At 73.9% G+C, this 20,408-nt stretch carries 21 protein-coding genes and 1 tRNA gene; 5 read left to right on the top strand and 17 right to left on the bottom strand.

The window, feature by feature from the left end; genetic code table 11:
* Positions 1–42 precede the first annotated feature (42 nt).
* Positions 43–1,215: a serine hydrolase domain-containing protein gene (locus ACFRAV_RS03495; RefSeq protein ID WP_382551408.1), complete on the top strand. Its 1,173-nt coding sequence runs from the start codon at positions 43–45 to the stop codon at positions 1,213–1,215.
* Here the strand turns inward: ACFRAV_RS03495 and ACFRAV_RS03490 are convergent.
* The 3 genes from ACFRAV_RS03490 to ACFRAV_RS03480 all read right to left on the bottom strand — a co-directional run bounded on the left by ACFRAV_RS03490 (position 1,212) and on the right by ACFRAV_RS03480 (position 3,216).
* Positions 1,212–1,706: a GNAT family N-acetyltransferase gene (locus ACFRAV_RS03490; RefSeq protein ID WP_382551262.1), complete on the bottom strand. Its 495-nt coding sequence runs from the start codon at positions 1,704–1,706 to the stop codon at positions 1,212–1,214. The two genes, ACFRAV_RS03495 and ACFRAV_RS03490, sit on opposite strands and share 4 nt — an antisense overlap.
* 74 nt (positions 1,707–1,780) lie before the next feature.
* Positions 1,781–2,626, bottom strand: coding sequence for an EamA family transporter (locus tag ACFRAV_RS03485; protein ID WP_382551260.1), 846 nt, complete (start codon positions 2,624–2,626; stop codon positions 1,781–1,783).
* A complete protein-coding gene (locus ACFRAV_RS03480; protein ID WP_382551258.1) occupies positions 2,623–3,216 on the bottom strand; it encodes a YbaK/EbsC family protein in 594 nt (197 codons plus the stop codon). Before ACFRAV_RS03480 ends, ACFRAV_RS03485 begins: the two co-directional genes overlap by 4 nt.
* Positions 3,217–3,331: 115 nt before the next feature.
* Between ACFRAV_RS03480 and ACFRAV_RS03475 the strand changes: the two genes are divergently transcribed.
* Entirely contained in the window at positions 3,332–6,622 is a 3,291-nt protein-coding gene (locus ACFRAV_RS03475) for a S41 family peptidase (RefSeq protein WP_382551257.1), read from the top strand.
* 17 nt (positions 6,623–6,639) lie between these two features.
* On the opposite strand, the gene ACFRAV_RS03470 is transcribed toward ACFRAV_RS03475, so the two are convergent.
* Together ACFRAV_RS03470 and ACFRAV_RS03465 are read right to left on the bottom strand one after the other, a co-directional pair.
* Positions 6,640–7,068, bottom strand: coding sequence for a VOC family protein (locus tag ACFRAV_RS03470; RefSeq protein ID WP_382551256.1), 429 nt, complete (start codon positions 7,066–7,068; stop codon positions 6,640–6,642).
* Positions 7,065–7,541, bottom strand: coding sequence for a GNAT family N-acetyltransferase (locus ACFRAV_RS03465; RefSeq protein WP_382551254.1), 477 nt, complete (start codon positions 7,539–7,541; stop codon positions 7,065–7,067). Before ACFRAV_RS03465 ends, ACFRAV_RS03470 begins: the two co-directional genes overlap by 4 nt.
* A 74-nt stretch (positions 7,542–7,615) precedes the next feature.
* Between ACFRAV_RS03465 and ACFRAV_RS03460 the strand changes: the two genes are divergently transcribed.
* Positions 7,616–8,419 (top strand): exodeoxyribonuclease III, encoded by an 804-nt coding sequence (locus tag ACFRAV_RS03460; protein ID WP_382551253.1) that lies wholly within the window; start codon positions 7,616–7,618, stop codon positions 8,417–8,419.
* Positions 8,420–8,568: 149 nt separating this feature from the next.
* On the opposite strand, the gene ACFRAV_RS03455 is transcribed toward ACFRAV_RS03460, so the two are convergent.
* From ACFRAV_RS03455 to ACFRAV_RS03440, 4 genes are all read right to left on the bottom strand, one after another.
* Complete coding sequence (locus ACFRAV_RS03455; protein ID WP_382551251.1) at positions 8,569–8,766, bottom strand: hypothetical protein; 198 nt, start codon at positions 8,764–8,766, stop codon at positions 8,569–8,571.
* 79 nt (positions 8,767–8,845) lie between these two features.
* A complete protein-coding gene (locus tag ACFRAV_RS03450) occupies positions 8,846–9,733 on the bottom strand; it encodes an SDR family oxidoreductase (protein ID WP_382551248.1) in 888 nt (295 codons plus the stop codon).
* Positions 9,730–10,725 (bottom strand): alpha/beta fold hydrolase, encoded by a 996-nt coding sequence (locus ACFRAV_RS03445; RefSeq protein ID WP_382551246.1) that lies wholly within the window; start codon positions 10,723–10,725, stop codon positions 9,730–9,732. Before ACFRAV_RS03445 ends, ACFRAV_RS03450 begins: the two co-directional genes overlap by 4 nt.
* Positions 10,722–12,260, bottom strand: a complete 1,539-nt coding sequence (locus ACFRAV_RS03440) for a flavin-containing monooxygenase (RefSeq protein WP_382551243.1) — start codon at positions 12,258–12,260, stop codon at positions 10,722–10,724. The genes ACFRAV_RS03445 and ACFRAV_RS03440 overlap by 4 nt, the downstream gene beginning before the upstream one ends.
* Before the next feature lie 211 nt (positions 12,261–12,471).
* Between ACFRAV_RS03440 and ACFRAV_RS03435 the strand changes: the two genes are divergently transcribed.
* Positions 12,472–13,140, top strand: coding sequence for a MerR family transcriptional regulator (locus tag ACFRAV_RS03435; RefSeq protein WP_382551240.1), 669 nt, complete (start codon positions 12,472–12,474; stop codon positions 13,138–13,140).
* A 40-nt stretch (positions 13,141–13,180) separates the two neighbouring features.
* On the opposite strand, the gene ACFRAV_RS03430 is transcribed toward ACFRAV_RS03435, so the two are convergent.
* From ACFRAV_RS03430 to galU, 8 genes are all read right to left on the bottom strand, one after another.
* On the bottom strand, positions 13,181–13,483 hold the full coding sequence (locus tag ACFRAV_RS03430) for a hypothetical protein (protein WP_382551237.1): 303 nt from the start codon (positions 13,481–13,483) through the stop codon (positions 13,181–13,183).
* A 289-nt stretch (positions 13,484–13,772) separates the two neighbouring features.
* Positions 13,773–13,846 (bottom strand) — tRNA-Ala (locus ACFRAV_RS03425).
* Positions 13,847–13,939: 93 nt separating this feature from the next.
* On the bottom strand, positions 13,940–15,367 hold the full coding sequence (gene glpR / locus ACFRAV_RS03420) for a gephyrin-like molybdotransferase receptor GlpR (protein ID WP_382551234.1): 1,428 nt from the start codon (positions 15,365–15,367) through the stop codon (positions 13,940–13,942).
* Between the two features lie 208 nt (positions 15,368–15,575).
* Positions 15,576–16,139, bottom strand: a complete 564-nt coding sequence (locus tag ACFRAV_RS03415) for a GNAT family N-acetyltransferase (RefSeq protein WP_382551407.1) — start codon at positions 16,137–16,139, stop codon at positions 15,576–15,578.
* Positions 16,140–16,192: 53 nt separating this feature from the next.
* Entirely contained in the window at positions 16,193–16,753 is a 561-nt protein-coding gene (locus ACFRAV_RS03410) for a molybdenum cofactor biosynthesis protein B (RefSeq protein WP_382551231.1), read from the bottom strand.
* The gene (moaC, locus tag ACFRAV_RS03405; RefSeq protein ID WP_108951687.1) at positions 16,750–17,229 is read right to left on the bottom strand and encodes a cyclic pyranopterin monophosphate synthase MoaC; all 480 of its coding nucleotides are present in this window, start codon (positions 17,227–17,229) and stop codon (positions 16,750–16,752) included. The genes ACFRAV_RS03410 and moaC overlap by 4 nt, the downstream gene beginning before the upstream one ends.
* Before the next feature lie 96 nt (positions 17,230–17,325).
* On the bottom strand, positions 17,326–18,726 hold the full coding sequence (gene glp, locus ACFRAV_RS03400; RefSeq protein ID WP_382551228.1) for a gephyrin-like molybdotransferase Glp: 1,401 nt from the start codon (positions 18,724–18,726) through the stop codon (positions 17,326–17,328).
* Positions 18,727–18,731: 5 nt separating this feature from the next.
* Complete coding sequence (gene galU, locus ACFRAV_RS03395) at positions 18,732–19,634, bottom strand: UTP--glucose-1-phosphate uridylyltransferase GalU (RefSeq protein ID WP_382551226.1); 903 nt, start codon at positions 19,632–19,634, stop codon at positions 18,732–18,734.
* 197 nt (positions 19,635–19,831) lie between these two features.
* Here galU and ACFRAV_RS03390 point away from each other — a divergent pair, with 197 nt between their 5' ends.
* The gene (locus tag ACFRAV_RS03390; protein WP_382551223.1) at positions 19,832–20,374 is read left to right on the top strand and encodes a 5-formyltetrahydrofolate cyclo-ligase; all 543 of its coding nucleotides are present in this window, start codon (positions 19,832–19,834) and stop codon (positions 20,372–20,374) included.
* Positions 20,375–20,408 lie beyond the last annotated feature (34 nt).

The following is a 20,408-nucleotide window of genomic DNA, read 5'->3' as shown; positions in this document are numbered from 1 at the left end:
CCTGCAGGGGCGTCGCGGAAAAGTGAGGGAACGGTGGACCAGGTGGACGTCGACGGCACGGTGAGCGACCGGTTCGCCCCGGTCCGCGAAGCGTTCGAGCGGAACTTCACCCACCGCGGCGAGCGCGGCGCGGCGGTCGCCGTCCACCTGCACGGCCGCAAGGTCGTGGACCTGTGGGGCGGCACCCGGGACGTCGACGGGGGCGCCGGCTGGGAACAGGGAACGGCACAGATCGTGCGGTCCGCCACGAAGGGCGTGGCCGCGTCCGTCGTGCTGCTGCTCCACCAGCGCGGACTGCTCGGCCTGGACGAGCCGGTGGCCTCGTACTGGCCCGCGTTCAAGGCGGCGGGCAAGGAGCGGGTGACCGTCCGGCACCTGCTGGCCCACCGGGCCGGGGTGCCGGCCGTGGACCGCCCGCTGACCCCCGCCGAGTCCCTGGACCCGGACCGCACCGCGGCGGCGATCGCCGCGCAGGCCCCCGCCTGGGAGCCGGGAACCGCGCACGGCTACCACGCGCAGACCTACGGATGGCTGCTCGGCGGGCTGGTGCGGCAGGTGACCGGGGTGTCGCTGGGCGCCTGGCTGGCCGCGGAGGTCACCGGGCCCTCGGGCGCCGACCTGTGGATCGGCCTCCCGGAGGCCGAGGCGCCCCGGGCCGGACGCTGCGGGCCGCTCCCGGCGCCGGAGACGGGCGGCGGGGCCGGGATCAAGGCCCGGCCCAAGCGGGAGGTGTCCCAGGCGTACGCGGACCCGCGGTCGCTCACCCGGCGGGCGTTCGGCGCGGTCTCCCCCTCGGTGGACGAGAACGACCCGGCGTACCGGGCCGGCGAGTCCCCCGCGTCGGGCGGCGTCGCCACCGCGGAGGGGCTGTCCCGCTTCTACGCCGCGCTGTCCGGCGAACTCGACGGACGCGCGCCGCTGTTCACCCCGCAGACCCTCGAACTCGCCCGCACCGAGCACTCGGTGGGCGCCGACAAGGTGCTGATCGTCAACACCCGCTTCGGCGCGGGGTACATGCTGCACAGCCCGGCCTCGCCGCTGCTCGCCCCCGGCTCCTTCGGCCACCCCGGCCGGGGCGGTGCCCTCGGGTTCGCCGACCCGGAGAGCGGGATCGCCTTCGGCTACGTCACCAACGGCTTCCTGAAGTCGGTCACCGCCGACCCGCGCGCCCAGGCGCTGGTGCGCGCGGTCCGGGAGTCGCTGGCTGCCGCCTAGAGAGCCAGGTGCATCACGTGCACGCCGACCAGGCCGTGCACGGGGTGGCGGAAGCCCTCCGGAACGGTGCCGACCACGCGGAACCCGAGCGACTCGTACAGCTTCACCGCGCGGGTGTTCGTCTCCACCACCGCGTTGAACTGGATCGCCCGGAACCCCGACTCGCGCGCCCACGCGATCACGTACTCGCACAGGGCGCGGCCGACGCCGCGGCCCGCGTGGTCCGGGTCCACCATGAAGCTGGCGCTCGCCATGTGCGCGGCGTTCCCCGTGCGGGACATGTTGCAGTTCATCTTCGCGGAGCCGACGATCCGTCCCCCGTCGTCGACGGCGACGACCGTGCGGTCCGGCGCGGGGAGGAACCACCAGCCGCGGGCCTCCTCCTCACCGAGGTCCAGCGGGTACGGGTACGTCTCCCCGGCCTCCACGATGCGCCGGAAGAACGGCCACACCCCGCCCCAGTCCGCCTGGTCCGCCTCACGAATCAGCATGCCGCGATCCTGTCACCGCCCGGAGCACTCGCGACAACGCGTTTCCGCACGCGCCGTCGCGGTGGTGCGGGCTCTCACCCCGCGTGCAGCATCAGCCCCAGTCCCGCCACCATCAGGACCGCCCCCACCATCCGCGGCATCCCGAACCGTTCCTTGAAGAAGACCGCCCCGATCGCCGCCCCCACGATGATGGAGGACTCCCGCAGCGCCGCGATCGGCGCCATCGCCCCCCGCGTCTGCGCCCACAGCACCAGCCCGTACGCCGCCACCGACAGGCCCGCGCCGAGCAGCCCCAGCGCCGCGTGCGGCCGGAGCACCGCGAGCGTCCGCCCGCGCAGCCGGTGCACGGCGAACAGCGGAACGCCGAGTCCGCCCAGCGCCATCAGGTACGCGGTGTACCCGGGCGCCGACCCCGCCGCCCGGACGCCCAGCCCGTCGACCACGGTGTACGCCGCGATGGCGAGCCCCGTCGCGAAGGCCGCGCCGATCGCCGCCCAGTCCGGCCGCCTCCCCCGCAGCCCCCACAGAGCCACGGCGGTCAGGCCCAGGCAGGACACCGCCACGCCCGCCATCGCCCAGCCGTCCGGGACCTCGTCGGCGAAGACGGCCGCCAGCACCGTCACCACCAGGGGCGCGGTGCCCCGGGCGATCGGGTAGGCCTGGCCGAAGTCGCCCAGCTTGAACGAGCGCATCAGCAGCGCGTAGTAGACGACGTGCAGCACGCCGGAACCCAGCAGGTAGGGCCAGGCCCCGGCCGCCGGGACGGGCACGAGGGGCATCGCGGCGACGCCGATCAGCGCCCCGCCCCCGGCGATCAGGGTGAAGCCGGTCAGCTTGTCGGTGATCCCGTGCGCCAGCGCGTTCCACGAGGCGTGCGCGACGGCGGCCAGCACCACCGCCGCCACGACCAGGGGCGTCACGCGCCCTGTCCCGCGGCCCGCTCGCGGACGTCGACGACCGTCGCACCCGCCAGGGCGATCAGGTCGGCGGGGGCGACGGGGAACACGCTGTGCGGCGTGCCCGCCGCGGCCCACACCACCGCGTGGTCCAGCAGCGAGCGGTCGGCGAGCACCCGGGTCCGCGTCCGGTGCCCGAACGGCGGCACGCCGCCGATGGCGTAACCGGTGGCCTCCCGCACGAGCGCGGCCGGGGCCCGGGACACCTCCTGCGCGCCCAGCTCCCGCCGCACCGCCTCCACGTCGACCCGCCCGGCCCCGTCCATCAGGACCAGCACCGGCTCGGAGTCGACGGCGAAGATCAGCGACTTGCAGATCTGGGAGAGCTCGCACGCGACCGCCGCGGCCGCCTCCGCCGCGGTCCGCACCGCGTCCGGGTACCGGCGGACACCCGCCAGCAGCGCCTCGAGCCCCTGTTCCCGCAGCGCGGCCGCGAACCGGGGGTGCGCCGCGTCCGCGCCCCCGCCCGGGTTCCCGCCCGCGCCCGGGTTCCCGCCCGCGCCCTCGCCCTCGTCGCCCCCGGCGCTGTCATGCGTGTGCTGCTCGATGCTCATGACCGCACGCTAGTGATCTCCCCCGCCACGGCGCGAACCCGTTTCACCTCACGGACCGCACCGCCGTCCGCCCGCCCGAGTTGCCCGCCCGCCGGGCCCGCCGAAGCATGGTGGGGTGACCTTTTTGCGCCTGCCCCACATCCGCGGCGACCTGCTGTGCTTCGTGGCCGAGGACGACCTCTGGCTGGCGCCCTTGGAGAAGGGCGGCGAGTGCGGCCGGGCCTGGCGGCTCACCTCGGACCGCACCAAGACCGGCCACCCCCGCTTCTCGCCGGACGGCACGCTGATCGCCTACACCTCCTGGCACACCCTGGTCCCCGAGGTCCACGTGCTGCCCGTGGAGGGCGGCGAGTCGACCCGGCTGACCTACTGGGGCGGCCCGGACGCCCGGGTGTGCGGCTGGACGCCGCCCGACCCGGACCTCGGCGGCCGCAGCGACATCCTCGCCGTCTCCTCGCACGGACAGCCGTTCCCGATCACCTTCTCCCACGCCGTCCCGCTGGACGGCGGCCCCGGCGCGCCGCTGCGCTGGGGCCCGGTCTCCGACATCGACCTCACCGCCGACCCCAGGGCAGCCGCCCAGGGCGAGGCGAGCGACGACTGGCGCACCCTCCTGCTCACCGGCACGCCCCCGCACGAGCCGGCCTCCTGGAAGCGCTACCGCGGCGGCGCCGCCGGACGCCTGTGGCTGGACGGGCGGCGGCTGCTCGCCGACCTCGGCGGCCACCTGGACTCCCCGCAGTTCGTCGGCGACCGGATCGCCTTCCTCTCCGACCACGAAGGCGTCGGCAACCTCTACTCCTGCGCCCTGGACGGCACCGACCTGCGCCGCCACACCGACCACGCCGAGTACTACGCCCGCCACGCCTCCGGCGACGGCACCCGGGTGGTCTACCAGTGCGCCGGCGACCTGTGGATCGTCGACGACCTCACGGCGGACTCCGCGCCGCGCCGGCTGGACGTGCGCACCTCCGGCCCGCGCGCCGGCCGCCGCGTCCACCAGGTGCCGGCCGCGCAGCACGTCGGCGGCATCGCGGTGGACGAGACCGGCCGGGCCAGCGCCGTGGTGGTACGCGGCAGCCTGTACTGGCTCACGCACCGCGACGGCCCGGCGCGGACCATCACCGACGTGCCGGGCGTGCGCGTGCGGCTGCCGGAGATGCTGGGCGGCAGCGGGCGCATCGCCTACGTGACCGACGCGGAGGGCGAGGACGCCGTCGAGATCGCCTACCTGCCCCGCGCCACCGGCGACCGCGCCCCGCACCGGCTGGCCTCCGGCCGGCTCGGCCGGGTCCTGGAGATGACCGCCGACCCGGACGGCAACCGCCTGGCGGTCGCCTCCCACGACGGCCGGCTGATGCTGATCACCGTCTCGGACGACGCCGGCTCCGACACCGAGGCCTACGGCTCGGTCACCGAACTCGTCCGCTCCGGCAACGGCCCCGTCCGCGACCTCGCCTTCTCCCCCGACGGCGGCTGGCTGACCTGGTCGCACCCGACGGTCGGACGGACCCTGCGCAAGATCAAGCTGGCCCGGATCAAGGACGGGACGATCGTCGACGTCACCAACGGCCGCTTCGAGGACGAGAGCCCGGTCTTCACCAGCGACGGCCGCTACCTGGCCTTCCTGTCCTGGCGCGGTTTCGACCCGGTGTACGACGTGCACACCGGCGACCTGTCGTTCCCGCTGGGCTCGCGCCCCTATCTGGTGCCGCTGTCCTCCGCCACGCCGTCGCCGTTCGCCCTCTCCCCCGAGGGCCGCCCGGCGGCGGGCGGGCTGGAGCTGGAGGGGTCCGACGAGCCCGGCGTGGTCTCCATCGAGACGGAAGGGCTGGAGAGCCGGGTCACCCCGTTCCCGGTGGCCGCATCCAAGTACTCCTCGCTCACCCCGGTGGCGGGCGGCGGCCTGGTCTGGCTGCGCTGGCCGATCTCCGGGGCGCTCGGCGAGACCTTCGCCAACCCGGACGACCCGAGCGACCGGCCCTCCCTGGAGCACTTCCACATCGCCAAGGCGCGGCGCACCGAACTCGTCCACCACCTGGAGTGGTTCGGCGTCAGCGGCGACGGCAGCCGGCTGGTCGTCGTCCAGGACGGCGAGCTGCGGGCGCTGCCCGCCACCGAGCCCGGCGACCTGGACACCACGGTCTGGATCGACGCGCGGCGCATCTCGCACCGGGTGGACCCTGGCGCCGAGTGGCGGCAGGCCTTCGAGGAGGCGGGGCGGCTCACCCGGGCCTACTTCTGGGACCCCGGCATGTGCGGCATCGACTGGGACGCGGTCCTCGCCCAGTACCGGCCGCTGGTCGAGCGGGTCGCCACCCCCGACGAGTTCGCCGACCTGCTGCGCGAGGTGCTGGGCGAGCTGGGCACCTCGCACGCCTACGTCACCCCGGCCCGGCGCAACGAGGGCCCGCCGCACTACCAGCGCCGCCAGGGTCTGCTCGGCGCGGACCTGGTGCGCACGCCGGCCGGCTGGCAGGTCAAGCGGATCCTGCCGGGCGACTCCTCCGACTCACGCGCCCGCTCCCCGCTGGCCGGCACCGGCATCCGCGAGGGCGCGGTGCTCACCCATGTGAACGGCCGCCCGGTGGAGGTCACCGCCGGCCCCTTCCCGCTGCTGGCCGGCACCGGGGACACCACCGTGGAACTCACCTTCGCGGCCCCCGGCGGCGGGCCGACCCGCCGGGTCGCCGTGCTGCCACTGGTCGACGAGCGGCCGCTGCGCTACCAGACCTGGGTCGCCGAGCGGCGCGAGATCGTCCGGGAGCTGAGCGAGGGCAGGTGCGGCTACCTGCACATCCCCGACATGGGCGGCTCCGGCTGGGCCCAGTTCAGCCGCGACGTGCGGATGGAGGTCTCCCGGCCCGCCCTCATCGTCGACGTGCGCGGCAACGCGGGCGGCCACATCAGCGAACTCGTCGTCGAGCAGCTGACCCGCACCATCCTCGGCTGGGACGTCACCCGCCACGCGGAGCCGGTCTCCTACGCCTCCAACGCCCCGCGCGGGCCGGTGGTGGCCGTCGCCGACGAGGCGACCTCCTCCGACGGCGACATGATCACCGCGGCGTTCAAGCTGCTGGAGCTCGGCCCGGTGGTGGGCCAGCGCACCTGGGGCGGCGTGGTCGGCATGACCGGCCGCCACCGCCTGGGCGACGGCACGGTCATCACCGTCCCGATGAACGCGGCCTGGTTCGACGCGTACGGCTGGTCCGTCGAGAACCACGGCGTCGAACCGGACGTCGAGGCGCTGCGCACCCCCCTCGACTGGGCCGAGGGCCGCCTCACCGGCCTCGAGGAGGCCGTCCGCATCGCCCTCGACCTCCTCTCGGAGCACCCGGCGGCCACCCCGCCCTCCCACGACGCCATCCCCGACCGCACCAGGCCGCCTCTGCCGCCGAGGTCGTGAGCGGCGCGCGAGGTGTGTCACCCGGGCGGGTCGAGCGCCACCAGCTCCACCTCGAAGCCGTCGCGGTTCTCCAGGTAGGACGCGTAGTGGTCCGGGCCGCCCGCGTGCGGGTGCCGGTCGGCGAAGAGGAGCCGCCAGCCGTGGTCCGCGGCCTCGGCGGTCAAGGCGTCCAGCGCCGTCCGGCCGACGACGTGGAAGGCCAGGTGGTTGAGGCCGGGACGGCACCGGTCGTACTGCCCGGTGGTGAGGGCGGATGACTGCTCGACGACCAGGTAGGTGGGGCCGAGCCGCCAGCTGCGGCCGGTGTCCCAGCTCTGGTGAGGCGCGTACCCCAGCCGTTCGAGGAGCCACCCCAGCGAGGAGAAGGCCTCCGCGAGGTCGGGGACCCACAGCTCGACGTGGTGCAGCGTGCCGTGGAGCACGTTCCCCGTGCCCGTGTCGCTCACAAGCGCTTGGCCATGCAGATGCTGTTCTCGTGGAAGCGGTAGTAGCCGAACTTGCCGCAGCGGTCGTAGCCGGAGGAGCCGTAGAGGGCGACGGCCTCGGGCTGCTGGTCGCCGGTCTCCAGGACCATGCGGGTGCGGCCGGCGGCGCGGGCGTCCTCCTCGAGCAGGGCGAGGATGCGGCGGGCCAGGCCCAGGCCGCGGCACTGCTCGATCACGAACATCCGCTTGAGCTCGGCGTCGCCGTCCTGGTTGCCCTCGTCGTTCTCGTCCTGCGCGCGCCAGCCGCCGGTGGCGACCGGGCGGTCCTGCTCGTCGTAGGCGATCAGGAAGAGTCCGTTCGGCGGGCGGAAGTCGTCGGGGTGCAGGACGGTGGCGTCGCCGCCGTCGCCGTAGCGGCGCCGGTACTCCTCCTGGACCTCGTCGTTCAGCTTCACGGCGTCGGGGTGGTCGAACGGGACAGTGCGGATGTTCATGGCGGGGATCGTACTTCCGTGCTGTTCGGCGAACTGATGGGCGGGTCCGTCCAGTGTGCCGGTATTGTGCTCCGGTGCTTACTGTGACCTCCGTCAACGTCAACGGGCTCCGCGCCGCCGCCAAGAAGGGCTTCGTCGAGTGGCTGGCGGAGACCTCCGCCGATGTGCTGTGCCTGCAGGAGGTGCGGGCCGAGCCGGGCCAGCTCCCGCAGGCCGCCGGCGCCCCCGAGGGGTGGCACGCCGTCCACGCGCCGTCCGCCGCCAAGGGCAGGGCCGGCGTCTCGCTGTACACCCGCCGGGAGCCGGACGCGGTGCGCGTCGGGTTCGGGTCCGCGGAGTTCGACGCCACCGGCCGCTACGTGGAGGCGGACCTGCCGGGCGTCACCGTCGCCAGCCTCTACCTGCCCTCCGGCGAGGTCGGCACCGAGCGGCAGGACGAGAAGTACCGGTTCATGGACGAGTTCCTCGTGTACCTGAAGGCACTGCGCGAGCGCGCCGCGGCCGACGGGCGCGAGGTGCTGGTCTGCGGTGACTGGAACATCGCCCACGCCGAGGCCGACCTCAAGAACTGGCGCGCCAACCGCAAGAGCTCCGGGTTCCTCCCCGAGGAGCGCGAGTGGCTGACCCGGGTGCTCTCGCCCGGCGACGGCGGCTACGTGGACGTGGTCCGCGCCCTCCACCCGGAGACGGAGGGGCCGTACTCCTGGTGGTCCTACCGCGGCCGCGCCTTCGACAATGACAGCGGATGGCGCATCGACCTTCAAACGGCGACGAAGGGCCTCGCGGACCGCGCTCTCAAGGGCTTCGTGGAGCGGGCCGCCACCCACGAGGAGCGCTGGTCGGACCACGCGCCGGTGACGGTCGTCTACGACCTCTAGGCGACACCGGGGCGTCGGCCCCGCAACGGCCGGCGCGGCCTCGGACACACGGTTCCCGGACACACGGGCCCGGACGGGCGAAGGGCGCCCCCTCGGAAAGGGGGCGCCCTCGTCACAGGATCAGGCTGCGCGCGTTGCCGGGGCCTGCGTCAGATGGTGTCCTCGTCGTAGATGTCGTCCTCGGACGACGAACGACGCGGGCGGTCGTTCTCGTGCTGCGGCGAGGACGAGCGGTCGCGCGACGGGCGCTCGTCCCGCTGCTGCTGCTGACGGTTCTGACCCATGCGCTGGTCGGCCTCCTGCTGGAGACGCTCGGCCTTGTCCTGGAACTGGTCCTTGATGCCCATGTGTGTCACTCCAATGAGTGGTGAGGGGATCGGGGCTCGACCAGCGTGACACGGCCGTGCACACAGCGCATTTCGATCATCACCCGCTGTGCTGGGACGTCCGTTCCTGCTCGTCGGCGGCGCCTCCGGCGCCCACCAGACCGGGCCGGACCTGGTCCAGACGGTCGTCGAACCGCCGTACCTCGCGGGGCCCGACGGTGCCGATCAGGGTGGGCAGCGCGCCACGGATCGACTGCATGCCGCGCAGCCACCACTGCCCGTAGACGTGCGCGGAGCGCCGCTCGATGCCGTCCACCAGCCGGTCCACCGCGGGGCCGAGCGGGTAGGTCTTGTTGGTCGGCCACGGCAGCCGCTTGCGCAGCTCGCGCATCACGTCGTCCTGGTCGGCGCCGCGCACCATGTCGGTGTCGGTCCACGACAGGTAACCGACGCCCACGTCCACGCCCTTGTGGCCGACCTCGCCGCGCAGGCAGTGCGCGAACGCCTCGACGCCGGACTTGGAGGCGCAGTACGCCGACATCATCGGGGCCGGGGTGAGCGCGGCCAGCGAGGCGATCTGCAGCAGGTAGCCGCGGGTCTCCAGCAGTGCGGGCAGGAACGCCCGCGCGGTGACCGCCGAGCCGATCAGGTTGACCTCGATCACCCGCCGCCAGGCGTCCGCGTCGGAGCTGACGAGTGGACCGCCGGTGGCGACGCCCGCGTTGGCGATCACGATGTCGATCCGCCCGAACCGCTCCTTGACCTCGGCGGCCACCTGGTTCATGGCGTCCTGGTCGGTGACGTCGGCGTGCCACCAGTCGCTCTCGGCGTACAGGCGGCCGGAGACCTCCTTGAGCCGCTCCGGCTCCAGGCCCACCAGCGCCACCTTCACGCCGCGCACCGACAGCTTGCGGGCGAGCAGTTCGCCGACGCCCCGCGCGCCGCCGGTGACGACGGCGACCCGTCCCTCCAGGTTGATCTTGCTCATGCGGCGCTCTCCTTCGTCGTGCCGGTCGTGCCGGTCCTGTCGGTGCCCTCGGTGTTCCCGGTGCGCGCGTCGGCCGCGGCGCCGTCGGCGAGGTGGGCGGCGGCCAGCGCCCTGATGCGGTCGGTGACCACGTCCGGCGCCTCGATCGGGGTCATGTGGCCGAGGCCCGGAAGTTCGGTCACCCGGAGGCAGTTGGGGATTTCCTGGGCGAGGTTACGGGCGTGGACCGGTGGTGTCAGCCGGTCCGCGGTGCCCACGAGGACCTCGGTGGGGAGGTCCAGCAGCCGTGCGCCCTCGGTGAGTTCGAGGGTGGACAGGACGTGGGACCAGGCGTGCCGCGCCTTGGTGGGGCAGGCGTGCACCACGCGTGCGCAGGCCTCCACCATCTGCGGCGTCGAAGCGGCGCCCATGGTGCCGTACTTGAGGACCTTGCGGCTGAAGCCGGTGGGCCGGCGGCCGATCGGCAGCGGGGAGCCGAGGATCTGTCCGGTGAGCCAGGTGCGGACCGCCCCGCGCCTGATCGGGAGGACCGTGGACTCCGGCACCAGGGCGGAGGCGCCGGTGGAGCAGAGCAGGACGGCTGCGGCGTGCTCGCGGAAGCCGGGGCGTCCGGCGGCCGCCATGATCGTCATGCCGCCCATGGAGTGTCCGGCGATCACCGCTTTCTCGCCGGGGGCGAGGGTGGCGGCCAGCACCGCCTCGAGGTCGTCGGCGAGCTGCTGGGTGCCGACGGGGGCGTGCAGCGGGCTGCCGCCGTGTCCGCGCTGGTCGTAGGCGATGACGCGGAACCTCTCGGACAGGTCGCGGATCTGCGCCGCCCAGAAGGCGACGGAGCAGGTCCAGCCGTGCGCGAGCACGACGGCGGGGGCGCCCTCGGGGCCGTGCACCTCGACGGAGATGCGGGCGCCGTCCGCGGAGAAGGCGGTCAGTTCGCGGGCGGGCGCGGGCGGCTGGTAGCGGCCCAGCGCCGTCAGGTGGTCCAGGGTGCTCATGCGGCGGCCTCCACGGCGGCGGTGGCGCCGGGCCCGGAAGCGGCCTCGGCTGCGGCGGGGGCGGGGCGGACCACGTCGTACTCCAGCAGGTCGACCCGGCGGGTGGCCTTGCGGAACTCGGAGGTGGTGCCCGGCCAGACGGTGGTGTTGCGCCCGTTCGCGTCGAGGTACCAGCTGGTGCAGCCGCCGGTGTTCCACACGGTGCGCTTCATCCGCTCCTGGACGCGGTGGGTCCAGGCGTCCTGCGCCTCGGGGCGCACGTCCAGGGCGGCGCGGCCGCCGAGGACGTCGAGCTGGCGCAGGTAGTCGGCGAGGTAGTTCAGCTGGGCCTCGATCATCAGGATCATCGAGGAGTTGCCGAGCCCGGTGTTGGGGCCGATGACCAGCAGGAAGTTGGGGAAGCCGGCCGTGGTGGTGCCGCGCAGGCCCGCCATGCCGTCCTTCCAGGTCTCCGCGAGGGTCCGCCCGTCGGCGCCGACCGCGCGCTCGGCGATCGGCATGTCGGTGACGTGGAAGCCGGTGCCGAAGACGATCGCGTCGACCTCGGCCTCGGTGCCGTCGGAGGCCACCAGGGTGGAGCCCCTGACCTCGGCCAGGCCGCTCGCCACCACGTCCACATTCGGCTGTGCGAGCGCCGGGTAGTAGGTGTTGGAGAGCAGGATGCGCTTGCAGCCGATCCGGTAGTCCGGGGTCAGCTTGCGGCGCAGCTCCGGGTCCTTGACCGCCTTGGCCATGTTGGCCTTGGCGAGCTTCTCGACGACGCCGAGCAGGTCGGGGCGCTTGGTGAACGCCTGCACCTGGAGCTCGCGGATGCCCCACAGGACGCCGCGGCGCATCCTGGTGGTGAGCGGGACGGCGCGGTGGACCGTGCGCTCCAGGCCGCCGATCGGGCGGTCGGCGCGGGGCATCACCCACGGGGGCGTGCGCTGCAGCACGGTGAGCCGGCCGACCTTCGGCTGGATCGCGGGCACGATCTGGATGGCGGAGGCGCCGGTGCCGACCATGGCGACGCGCTTGCCGGTGAGGTCGTAGTCGTGGTCCCAGCGGGCCGAGTGGAACACCTTGCCGGGGAACGAGTCGAGGCCGGGCACGTCGGGCAGCTTGGGGTCGGAGAGCGGGCCGGTGGCGTTGACCACGACGTCGGCGGTGAGGCTGCCGCTCTTCGTCTCGATCACCCAGCGCAGCGCCTCGTTGTCCCAGGTCATGCGCTCGACCTCGGAGTCGAAGCGGAGGTGGGGGCGCAGGCCGAAGGTGTCGGCCACCTTCTCGAGGTAGGCGTGGATGTGCTCCTGGCCGGAGAAGGCGCGCGGCCAGTCCGGGTTGGGCGCGAAGGAGAACGAGTACAGGTGCGACGGGACGTCGCAGGCGCACCCGGGGTAGCTGTTGTCGCGCCAGGTGCCGCCGAGGGCGGAGGCGCGTTCCAGGACGACGAAGTCGGTGACGCCCTCCCGGCGGAGCCGGACCGCGGCGCCCAGTCCGCCGAACCCGGCGCCGATCACCGCCACTCGTACGTGTTCGTGCTCGTAGTCGGCCATCCCGCCGCCTCCCGCGCTGTGTCTGGCTTTTGCTGGTGTCGTGCCGAGTCCATGTGCCGTGCCGTGCCGTGCTGCTGTCGCGGTCCGCGCGGGCTTCCCGCGAACCTTGCCAGTGTTCACTGGCACTGTTGGGAGCGTAGGGCAGTGACGTACTGATGGGTAGGGGTCCGGGCGAGGAAAGTTACCGGCGGTACGGCCTAGGGTGATCCGCGTGACGGACGAGGCGGAGACCGTGGGACACGACGACGGGCGGCGGGAGTACCGCGCGGAGGAACTGGCGCGACTGGCCGGCATCACCACGCGCACCCTCCGCTTCTACCGCGAGCGCAGACTGCTGGCGCCGCCGCGGCGGGAGGGGCGGATCGCCTGGTACGACGACCGCCACCTGGCGCGGCTGCGCACCATCGCGGCCCTGCTGGAGCGGGGCCACACCCTGAGCGGCATCGCCGAACTCGCGGAGGCCTTCGAACACGGCCGGGGCGTCGGCGAGTTGCTGGGCGTCGCCCCCACCGAGGAGACACCGGTGCGGCTCTCGCCGGAGGAACTGGCGGAACGGTTCGCGGGCGAGGTGTCCCCGGAGAACCTGGTCACGGCGATGGAGCTCGGCTATGTCGCCGTGGACGGCGAGGAGTTCGTGCACATCAGCCGCAACCTGCTGGACGTCTCCTCCGCCCTGGTGCGCGAGGGCATCCCGCTCGCCGCGGTCCTCGAGGCGGGGCGGCGGGTGCGCGAGCACGCCGACGCCATCGCGGACCTCTTCGCCGACCTGGTCGGCGCCCACGCCCCGGAGGAGGACGCCCAGCGCCTGCGCCCGCTGGCCCGCAGCGTGGTCCAGGCGGAGCTGTCCCTCGCCCTGGACCGGCGGCTGCGCAAGCCGTGACCGCGGGCCGGTCCGCCACGGGACCGGCCCGCCGCGACCCTTACCGCGTGACCAGGCGCACGATCCCCGCGATCAGCAGGACGGGTCCCACGACCGCGAACTCGCCCCCCACCACGCGCGTCATGACCTCCTGCACTTCCCGGTCGTCGAACGTCGGCGGCCTTCCACGCCCGTAGGCGTCGTACCGGTCCTGCTGCTGCTGGACCTGCCAGTCCGCCGAGACCGAGGGGCTGAGCACGAGGATGACGCCCGTCGACGTCATGATGGCTCCCCCGACCAGCATCACGACCGCCCACTCCTGAGGAGAGACGCCCCGGCCGGCCGGCGTCACGAGCATGTCCAAGGGAGCCTCCCCCGGCTGCGGTGAAATTTGGCATGCACCATACACGTGCACGGGTCAGGCGAGGCCGGCCTGGTCACCCTCGGCCGGATTCCCGGTCAGGGCCCAGCACCATCACCCGCCGGTACTCGGACCTCAGGTTCAGTGAGGCCCTCCCCGGCGCCCGCCACGTACTCTGACCCACCCCGAGCCGGGCGGAGCTCCCGCCCGGCTCGGGACGCCGGTGCGTGGGCCCCCGGAAACGACGAAGATCCCGGCCGATCGTGAGATCGTCGGGATCTTGTCGTGCAGGTGGACCTGAGGGGATTCGAACCCCTGGCCCCCTCGATGCGAACGAGGTGCGCTACCGGACTGCGCCACAGGCCCTTGCAACGAGTGAAACTCTAGCATCCCCATCCGGGTGGTCGGTAATCCGTTCCGCGCGATCCCCGCAGGCCGGACGCCGGTCCACCCGGCAGGTCACTCGTTGGCCGCCCGGGGCCGGTCCCGGTCCCCCTCGGCGTACTGGTCGAAGAGCGGGGTGCGGCCCCGGCCGCGGCCGCGGCGGGCTCCGGAGCGGCCGCGGGGCTCCGGGTGGGCCTGGGGCTCCTCGGACGCGGACGCCTCGGACCCCTCGGCCTCCTGGGCCCCCTGCGGTTCAGCGGGCTGGTCGTGGCGGTCCGCGCCGACGGCGGCGCGGGCGGAACTCCAGGCGTCGTCCGTGAGGTCGACGTCGGAGGTGGTGCGCGGGGCCACCGGCGCGGTGACGTAGGTCGGCAGCGGGACCGGCACCGGCTCCCAGCTGTCGGAGGGACCGGCGTCCCGCTCGGGCTCACGCTGCTGGTCGACCCACTCGGCGTGGTCGGTCTGCTCGATCAGGGCGAGCCGGTCGGCGGCGAGCGAGGAGAGCGTGGCCGGCCCGGGGTCGTGGCCCTCGGGCTCCGGCGCGCCGTCGCCCGGACGGCCCGCGGGCCGCTGGACGGCGAGGTCCCGCTCGGGTCCGCGCGGAAGGCGTTCGGTGCCGCGCTCGGGGTCCGCCGCGGGCGACGGCCCCGGACGGCGCCGCCCGCCGCGCTCCCGCTCCCGGCCCCGCTCGCGCACGCGCCGCGCCGCCTCCTCGGCCTGACCGCGGTCCATGCGGTAGGCGAAGCGGCGGCGTTCCTGGGTGCGGAGGTAGGCGATGTAGACGCTGAGCAGCACGGCCGGCAGGGCCGGCGCCCAGAGGAAGGCGACACCACCGACCGCGGCGGCGACCGCGCCGATGCTGAAGGCGACGAAGAGCAGGGTGATGGTGCGCCGTCTGCGGGCCATCACCCGGGAGCGCGCGATCTTCGCCCGCGCCGCCTCCGCCTTCCGCTCCGCGGCCGCCCGGGAGGCCCGGTCGAGGCGGTCGGGACGGTCCGGCCGCTCCAGCCGCTCCGTGCGGGCGGGGTGCTCGACGCGTGCCGGATGGCCGGCGTGGTCCGGCTGCCCGGCGTGGTCCGGGCGGTCGGTCCGCTGCGCGCCCGGCGCCGGATCGCCCGGGGCCGCCTCAGGGCCGGGGCGCCTGCCCGGCACAGGGCCGTCGCCCCGTCGCCGGGCGCCGGGAGCCTCACCGCGGCGCTGCTCCGGCCCGGTGGGGCGCGGATCGTCCGGGGGTACGGCGAAGGCCCGGACGTCGACCGAGTCGGTCACGGCGTCCGGGTCGACCGTGTCGGCCGCGGGCTCCGCCTCGTCGGAGGAGCGCGCGAGGTCCTTGGCGTAACGGCGCTCCATCCCCGCCCTTCCGGACAGCAGCCGGATGGCGGTGCTGAAGCGTTCCGTCGGACGGGCCTCGTTCAGCTCGTCCTGCCTACGGAGCCACATCGGCACCAAGTAGGCGGCCCAGGCCCCGACAATGACTGCGTAGATGAGGCCGCTGCTGCTCACGGTCACACGGTAGAGCGGTTTGGGTGAGGCCATCTGCCAATTCACACGGTGTGTCGCACGATCTGGCTGATATTTCGAGCCTTTTAGGCGACCGATGTGATCACAGACCGCCGGAAGCATGAATTCCTGCACCCAAACGTGAGCGCAACGGACCCAAATTCGAACACTTATTCAATTACCGGGGACAGGGCGCCTTCCCGGGCTTCTGTCAGGGCGTGCGGCCCCTCAGCCTGGACAGACGCGTCATCATCCCTTCGGGGACCTCTTCCGCGGTGAGCGCGTAGACGAGGTGGTCGCGCCAGTCCCCGTCGATGTGCAGATAGCGCGGCCGCAGCCCTTCCTCGCGGAATCGGAGTTTCTCCACGACGCGGCGGCTGGGGCCGTTCTCGGGGCGAATGCAGACCTCCAGCCGGTGCAGTCCGACCGAGCGGAAGCTGTGGTCGGCGGCGAGCGCGACCGCCGTCGGCATCACCCCGCGGCCGGCCACCGCCTGGTCCACCCAGTAGCCGATGTTCCCCGAGCACATGGAGCCCCAGGTGATGCTGCCGACCGTCAACTGCCCGGCCAGGCGCCCCCGGTACTCGACGACCCAGGGCATCATCCGCCCGGCCCGCGCCTCGGAGCGCAGGTGACGGACCATCTGCCGGAAGGTGGGCCGGTGGGTGACCGGGCCGCCCGGCATCGGGGGCGGGATGGTCGCCTCCCAGCGGCGCAGCCAGTCGCGGTTGCGCCGGTTGACCTCGCGCCAGTCGCCCTGGTCGCGCATCCGCATCGGCCGCAGCCGGACGTCGCCGTGTTCCAGGACCACGGGCCAGAGCAGGCCGTTCAGCTCGCACCCCCGGAGGACGGGCCCCCCGACGGCGCGGAGGAGGGGTGGTCCCCGCCGCGGAGCTGGTCCACGGCGTGCGTGAGCAGGTCGCCGAGGACGGCGAGGCCGTCCTTCACCCCGCCCGTGGAGCCGGGGAGGTTGACGACCAGGGTGTGCCCGGCGACGCCCGCGATCCCCCGCGAGAGCGCCGCGGTGGGCACCTTCTCCCGGCCGTACGCGCGGATCGCCTCCGGGATGCCGGGAACCTCGTGGTCCACGACCCGGCGGGTGGCCTCGGGGGTGCGGTCGGTGGGCGAGACACCGGTGCCGCCGGTGGTGAGCACCACGTCGTAGCCGGCCGCGACGGCGTCCCTCAGCGCGGCCTCCACCGGGTCGCCGTCGGGGACCACCACGGGCCCGTCCACGGCGAACCCGAGCGCCTCCAGACCCGCCTTCAGCAGCGGGCCGCCGCGGTCCTCGTAGACCCCGGCGGCGGCACGGTTGGAGGCGGTGACGACCAGCGCCCGGTAGCCCTGGGTCCCGGGTCCTTGGGTGCCGTGCCCCTGGGGACCGCTCACGCCCGCCTCCACTCGCCGGACTTGCCGCCGGTCTTCTCCTCGACCCGCACGTCGGTGATGACGGCGCCCTTGTCGACCGCCTTGACCATGTCGACGACGGTGAGCGCGGCGACGGTGACGGCGGTCAGCGCCTCCATCTCCACCCCGGTGCGGTCGGTGGTCCTCACCGTGGCGGTGATCTCGACGGCGTCGTCGGCCACGGCGAGGTCGAGCTTCACCCCGGAGAGGGCCAGCGGATGGCACAGGGGGATCAGCTCGGGCGTCTTCTTCGCGCCCATGATCCCGGCGATCCGCGCGGTCGCGAGGGCGTCCCCCTTGGGCACGCCCTCACCGCGCAGCAGCTCCACCACGCGCGGGTGGACGAGGACCCGGCCGCTGGCGCGGGCGGTGCGGGCGGTCACGTCCTTCCCGGAGACGTCGACCATGCGGGCGGCGCCCGCCTCGTCGATGTGGGTCAGTCGGTCCTGCGTACCCATGCGGAAGGCGTCCTTAGTCGTTCAGGGCTGCTGCCGTGCGCTGCCGCGCGAGATGTGCACGGCGATGCGCGACACGGTACCGCCAGGATCCGCCCGTCAGCCGAGCAGGACCACCTCGACGTCGTCGCCGGGCTCCACCGAGGTGACGTCCTCGCCCACCACGATCAGCGCGTTCGCCTGCGCCAGCGCGCCGACCAGGTGGGAGCCCGCGCCGCCCACCGGGGTGACCCGGTCGCCGTCGAGGCGGCCGCGCAGGAACTGGCGGCGGCCCCGGGGCGAGGAGAGCGCCTTGCCGGCGTCCAGGGACGCCCGGGTGCGCGGCCGGTGGAGCTGGTCCTCGGGCAGGCCCATCAGGGCGCGGATCACCGGGCGGACGAAGATCTCGAAGGAGACGAACGAGGAGACCGGGTTGCCCGGCAGGGTGAGCACCGGCGTGTGGTCGGGCCCGATCATCCCGAAGCCCTGCGGCTTGCCGGGCTGCATGGCGACGCGCCGGAAGTCGACGCCGGCGGCCGGCTGCTCGCCGCCACCCTCGCCGCCGGGCTCGCCGTCACCGTCCTCGCCGTCCTCGGCCTCGAGCGTTGCCGGTTCGGGCGCGGTGAGCGCCTCCTTGACCACGTCGTAGGCGCCCACGCTGACGCCTCCGCTGGTCACCAGCAGGTCGGCGCGCACCAGTTGGTCGTCGACGCTGGTGCGCAGCGTCTCCGCGTCGTCGGCGACCGCCCCCACCCGGTAGGCGATCGCTCCGGCCTCCCGCGCGGCGGCGGTGAGGGCGAAGCTGTTGGAGTCGTGGATCTGCCCGGGCTTCAAAAACTCGCCGGGCGGCACGAGTTCGCTGCCGGTGGAGAGGACCACGACCCGCGGCCGGGGCCGCACCTTCGCGGTGGCCCGGCCGACGGAGGCGAGCAGTCCGAGCTGGGCAGGCCCGAGGACGGTGCCGGCGGCGAGGGCGCGGTCCCCCGCCTTCATGTCGCTGCCGGCCCGGCGGACGTGCGCCCCGGCCTCGGCGCCCTGGTAGACCCTGACCTGCCCGGTGGCGCCCTCGGGCGCCTTGCTGCGGGCCTTCATCCCGGTCGCCGGCCCGCCCCCGAGCCCTCCGTCGGTCCACTCGACGGGCACGACCGCCTCGGCGCCGGGCGGCAGGGGCGCGCCGGTCATGATGCGGGCGGTCTGCCCCGGACTCACCTTCAGTCCGGGGGCCTGACCGGCCGCCACGTCCCCGACCACCTCGAGGACCGCGGGGAACTCCCTGCTCGCACCCGTCACGTCCGCGACGCGCACCGCGTAGCCGTCCATCGAGCTGTTGTCGAAGGGCGGCAGGGAGACCGGCACCGTCACGTCCTCGACCAGGACGCAGCCCTGGGCGTCGAGCAGTTGCAGCTCGATCGGTTCGAGGGGGCGGACGGTGGAGAGGATGTCCTCGAGGTGCTCCTCCACCGTCCACAGGCGGTCCTCCTGCGACGGCGACGCGGTGCTGCGGGGTGCGGTGGTGCTCAAGTCCGTTACATCTCCTCGGCTACGAATCGGCGGAGCCAGGTCCGGAAGTCCGGCCCCAGGTCCTCACGTTCGCATGCCAGTCGGACAATCGCACGCAGATAGTCGCCGCGGTCTCCGGTGTCATAGCGGCGGCCCTTGAAGACGACGCCGTGGACCGGTCCGGCGATGTTCTCGTCGGCCGCCAGGTGCTGGAGGGCGTCGGTCAGCTGGATCTCGCCGCCGCGCCCCGGCGCGGTGTGCCGCAGCACCTCGAAGATGCCCGGGTCGAGGACGTAGCGGCCGATGACGGCGTAGGCGGACGGGGCGTCGGCCGGCTCGGGCTTCTCCACCAGCCCGGTCACCCGGGTGACGTCGGCGTCCTTGGTGCACTCGACGGCGGCGCAGCCGTAGAGGTGGATCTGGGCCGGGTCGACCTCCATCAGCGCCACGACGCTGCCGCCGTACTCGGCCTGGACCTCGATCATGCGGGAGAGCAGCGGGTCGCGCGGGTCGATCAGGTCGTCGCCGAGGAGGACCGCGAAGGGCTCGTCGCCGACGTGCGGGGCGGCGCAGAGCACCGCGTGGCCGAGGCCTCTGGGGTCGCCCTGGCGGACGTAGTGGATGGTGGCCAGGTCGGTCGGCTCCTGCACGCGGGCCAGCCGGTCGTTGTCGCCCTTGCGCTCGAGGGCGTTCTCCAGCTCGTAGTTGCGGTCGAAGTGGTCCTCGAGCGGGCGCTTGTTGCGGCCGGTGACCATCAGCACGTCCCGCAGGCAGGCCTGGACGGCCTCCTCGACGACGTACTGGATCGCCGGCTTGTCGACGACCGGGAGCATCTCCTTGGGCGTCGCCTTGGTGGCCGGAAGGAACCGCGTGCCGAGACCGGCCGCCGGGATGACAGCCTTACTGATCCGAGGATGTGCCTTCATCATGTTCGCAACCATATCCATTGGGTTGTACGGAATCGGGAGCTCCATTCGATTCCACGTCATATGGCTGCATTCGGGCGGAAAACTGAACCGATCGTGCGGCCGGGAAGCTGTGGGAGACACCGCGGTGGGAGACAACAGTGACTGACGAGGATGCCAAGCGAAGGTTGCGGGCGGAGATCCTCCGTGCGAGGAGAAGGTTGACGGACGACGAGCGCCGTGCGGCCGGGCGCGCGCTGGCGGCGCGAGCCCTGGAGCTGCCGGAGGTGGCGCGGGCGCGGACGGTCGCGGCGTACGTCTCGGTGGGTTCGGAGCCGGAGACCCGTGCGCTGCTGGACGCGTTGCGCGGACGAGGCGTGCGGGTGCTGCTCCCGGTGCTGCGTGAGGACGACGACCTGGACTGGGGGGACTACCGCGGCGCGGACGCGCTGGTCGCACGGCCGCTGGGGGCGGGGCGGATGACACTGCTGGAGCCGGGCGGCGCAACCGGCGGCGTCGAGGCGGTGCTCGCCGCGGACGTGGTCCTCCTGCCGGGGCTCGCGGTGGACCGCGGCGGGCTGCGGCTCGGCCGCGGGGGCGGCTCCTACGACCGGGTCCTGGCCCGCCTCGACGCGGCGGGCGCCGCCCCGGCGCTGGTGGTCCTCCTGCACGACACCGAGCTGCGCGACACGGTCCCCGCCGAATCCCACGACCGCCCGGTCACCGCCGCGGTGACCCCCTCGGGCCTCCACCGCTTCGGCTGACCCCCGCGTCCGGGAAGGCCGCCGGGGCGGCTCC

Source organism: Streptomyces sp. NPDC056600 (genome assembly GCF_042792855.1).
Classification (GTDB): domain Bacteria; phylum Actinomycetota; class Actinomycetes; order Streptomycetales; family Streptomycetaceae; genus Streptomyces.
This window is presented reverse-complemented; position numbering and strand designations above follow the sequence as displayed.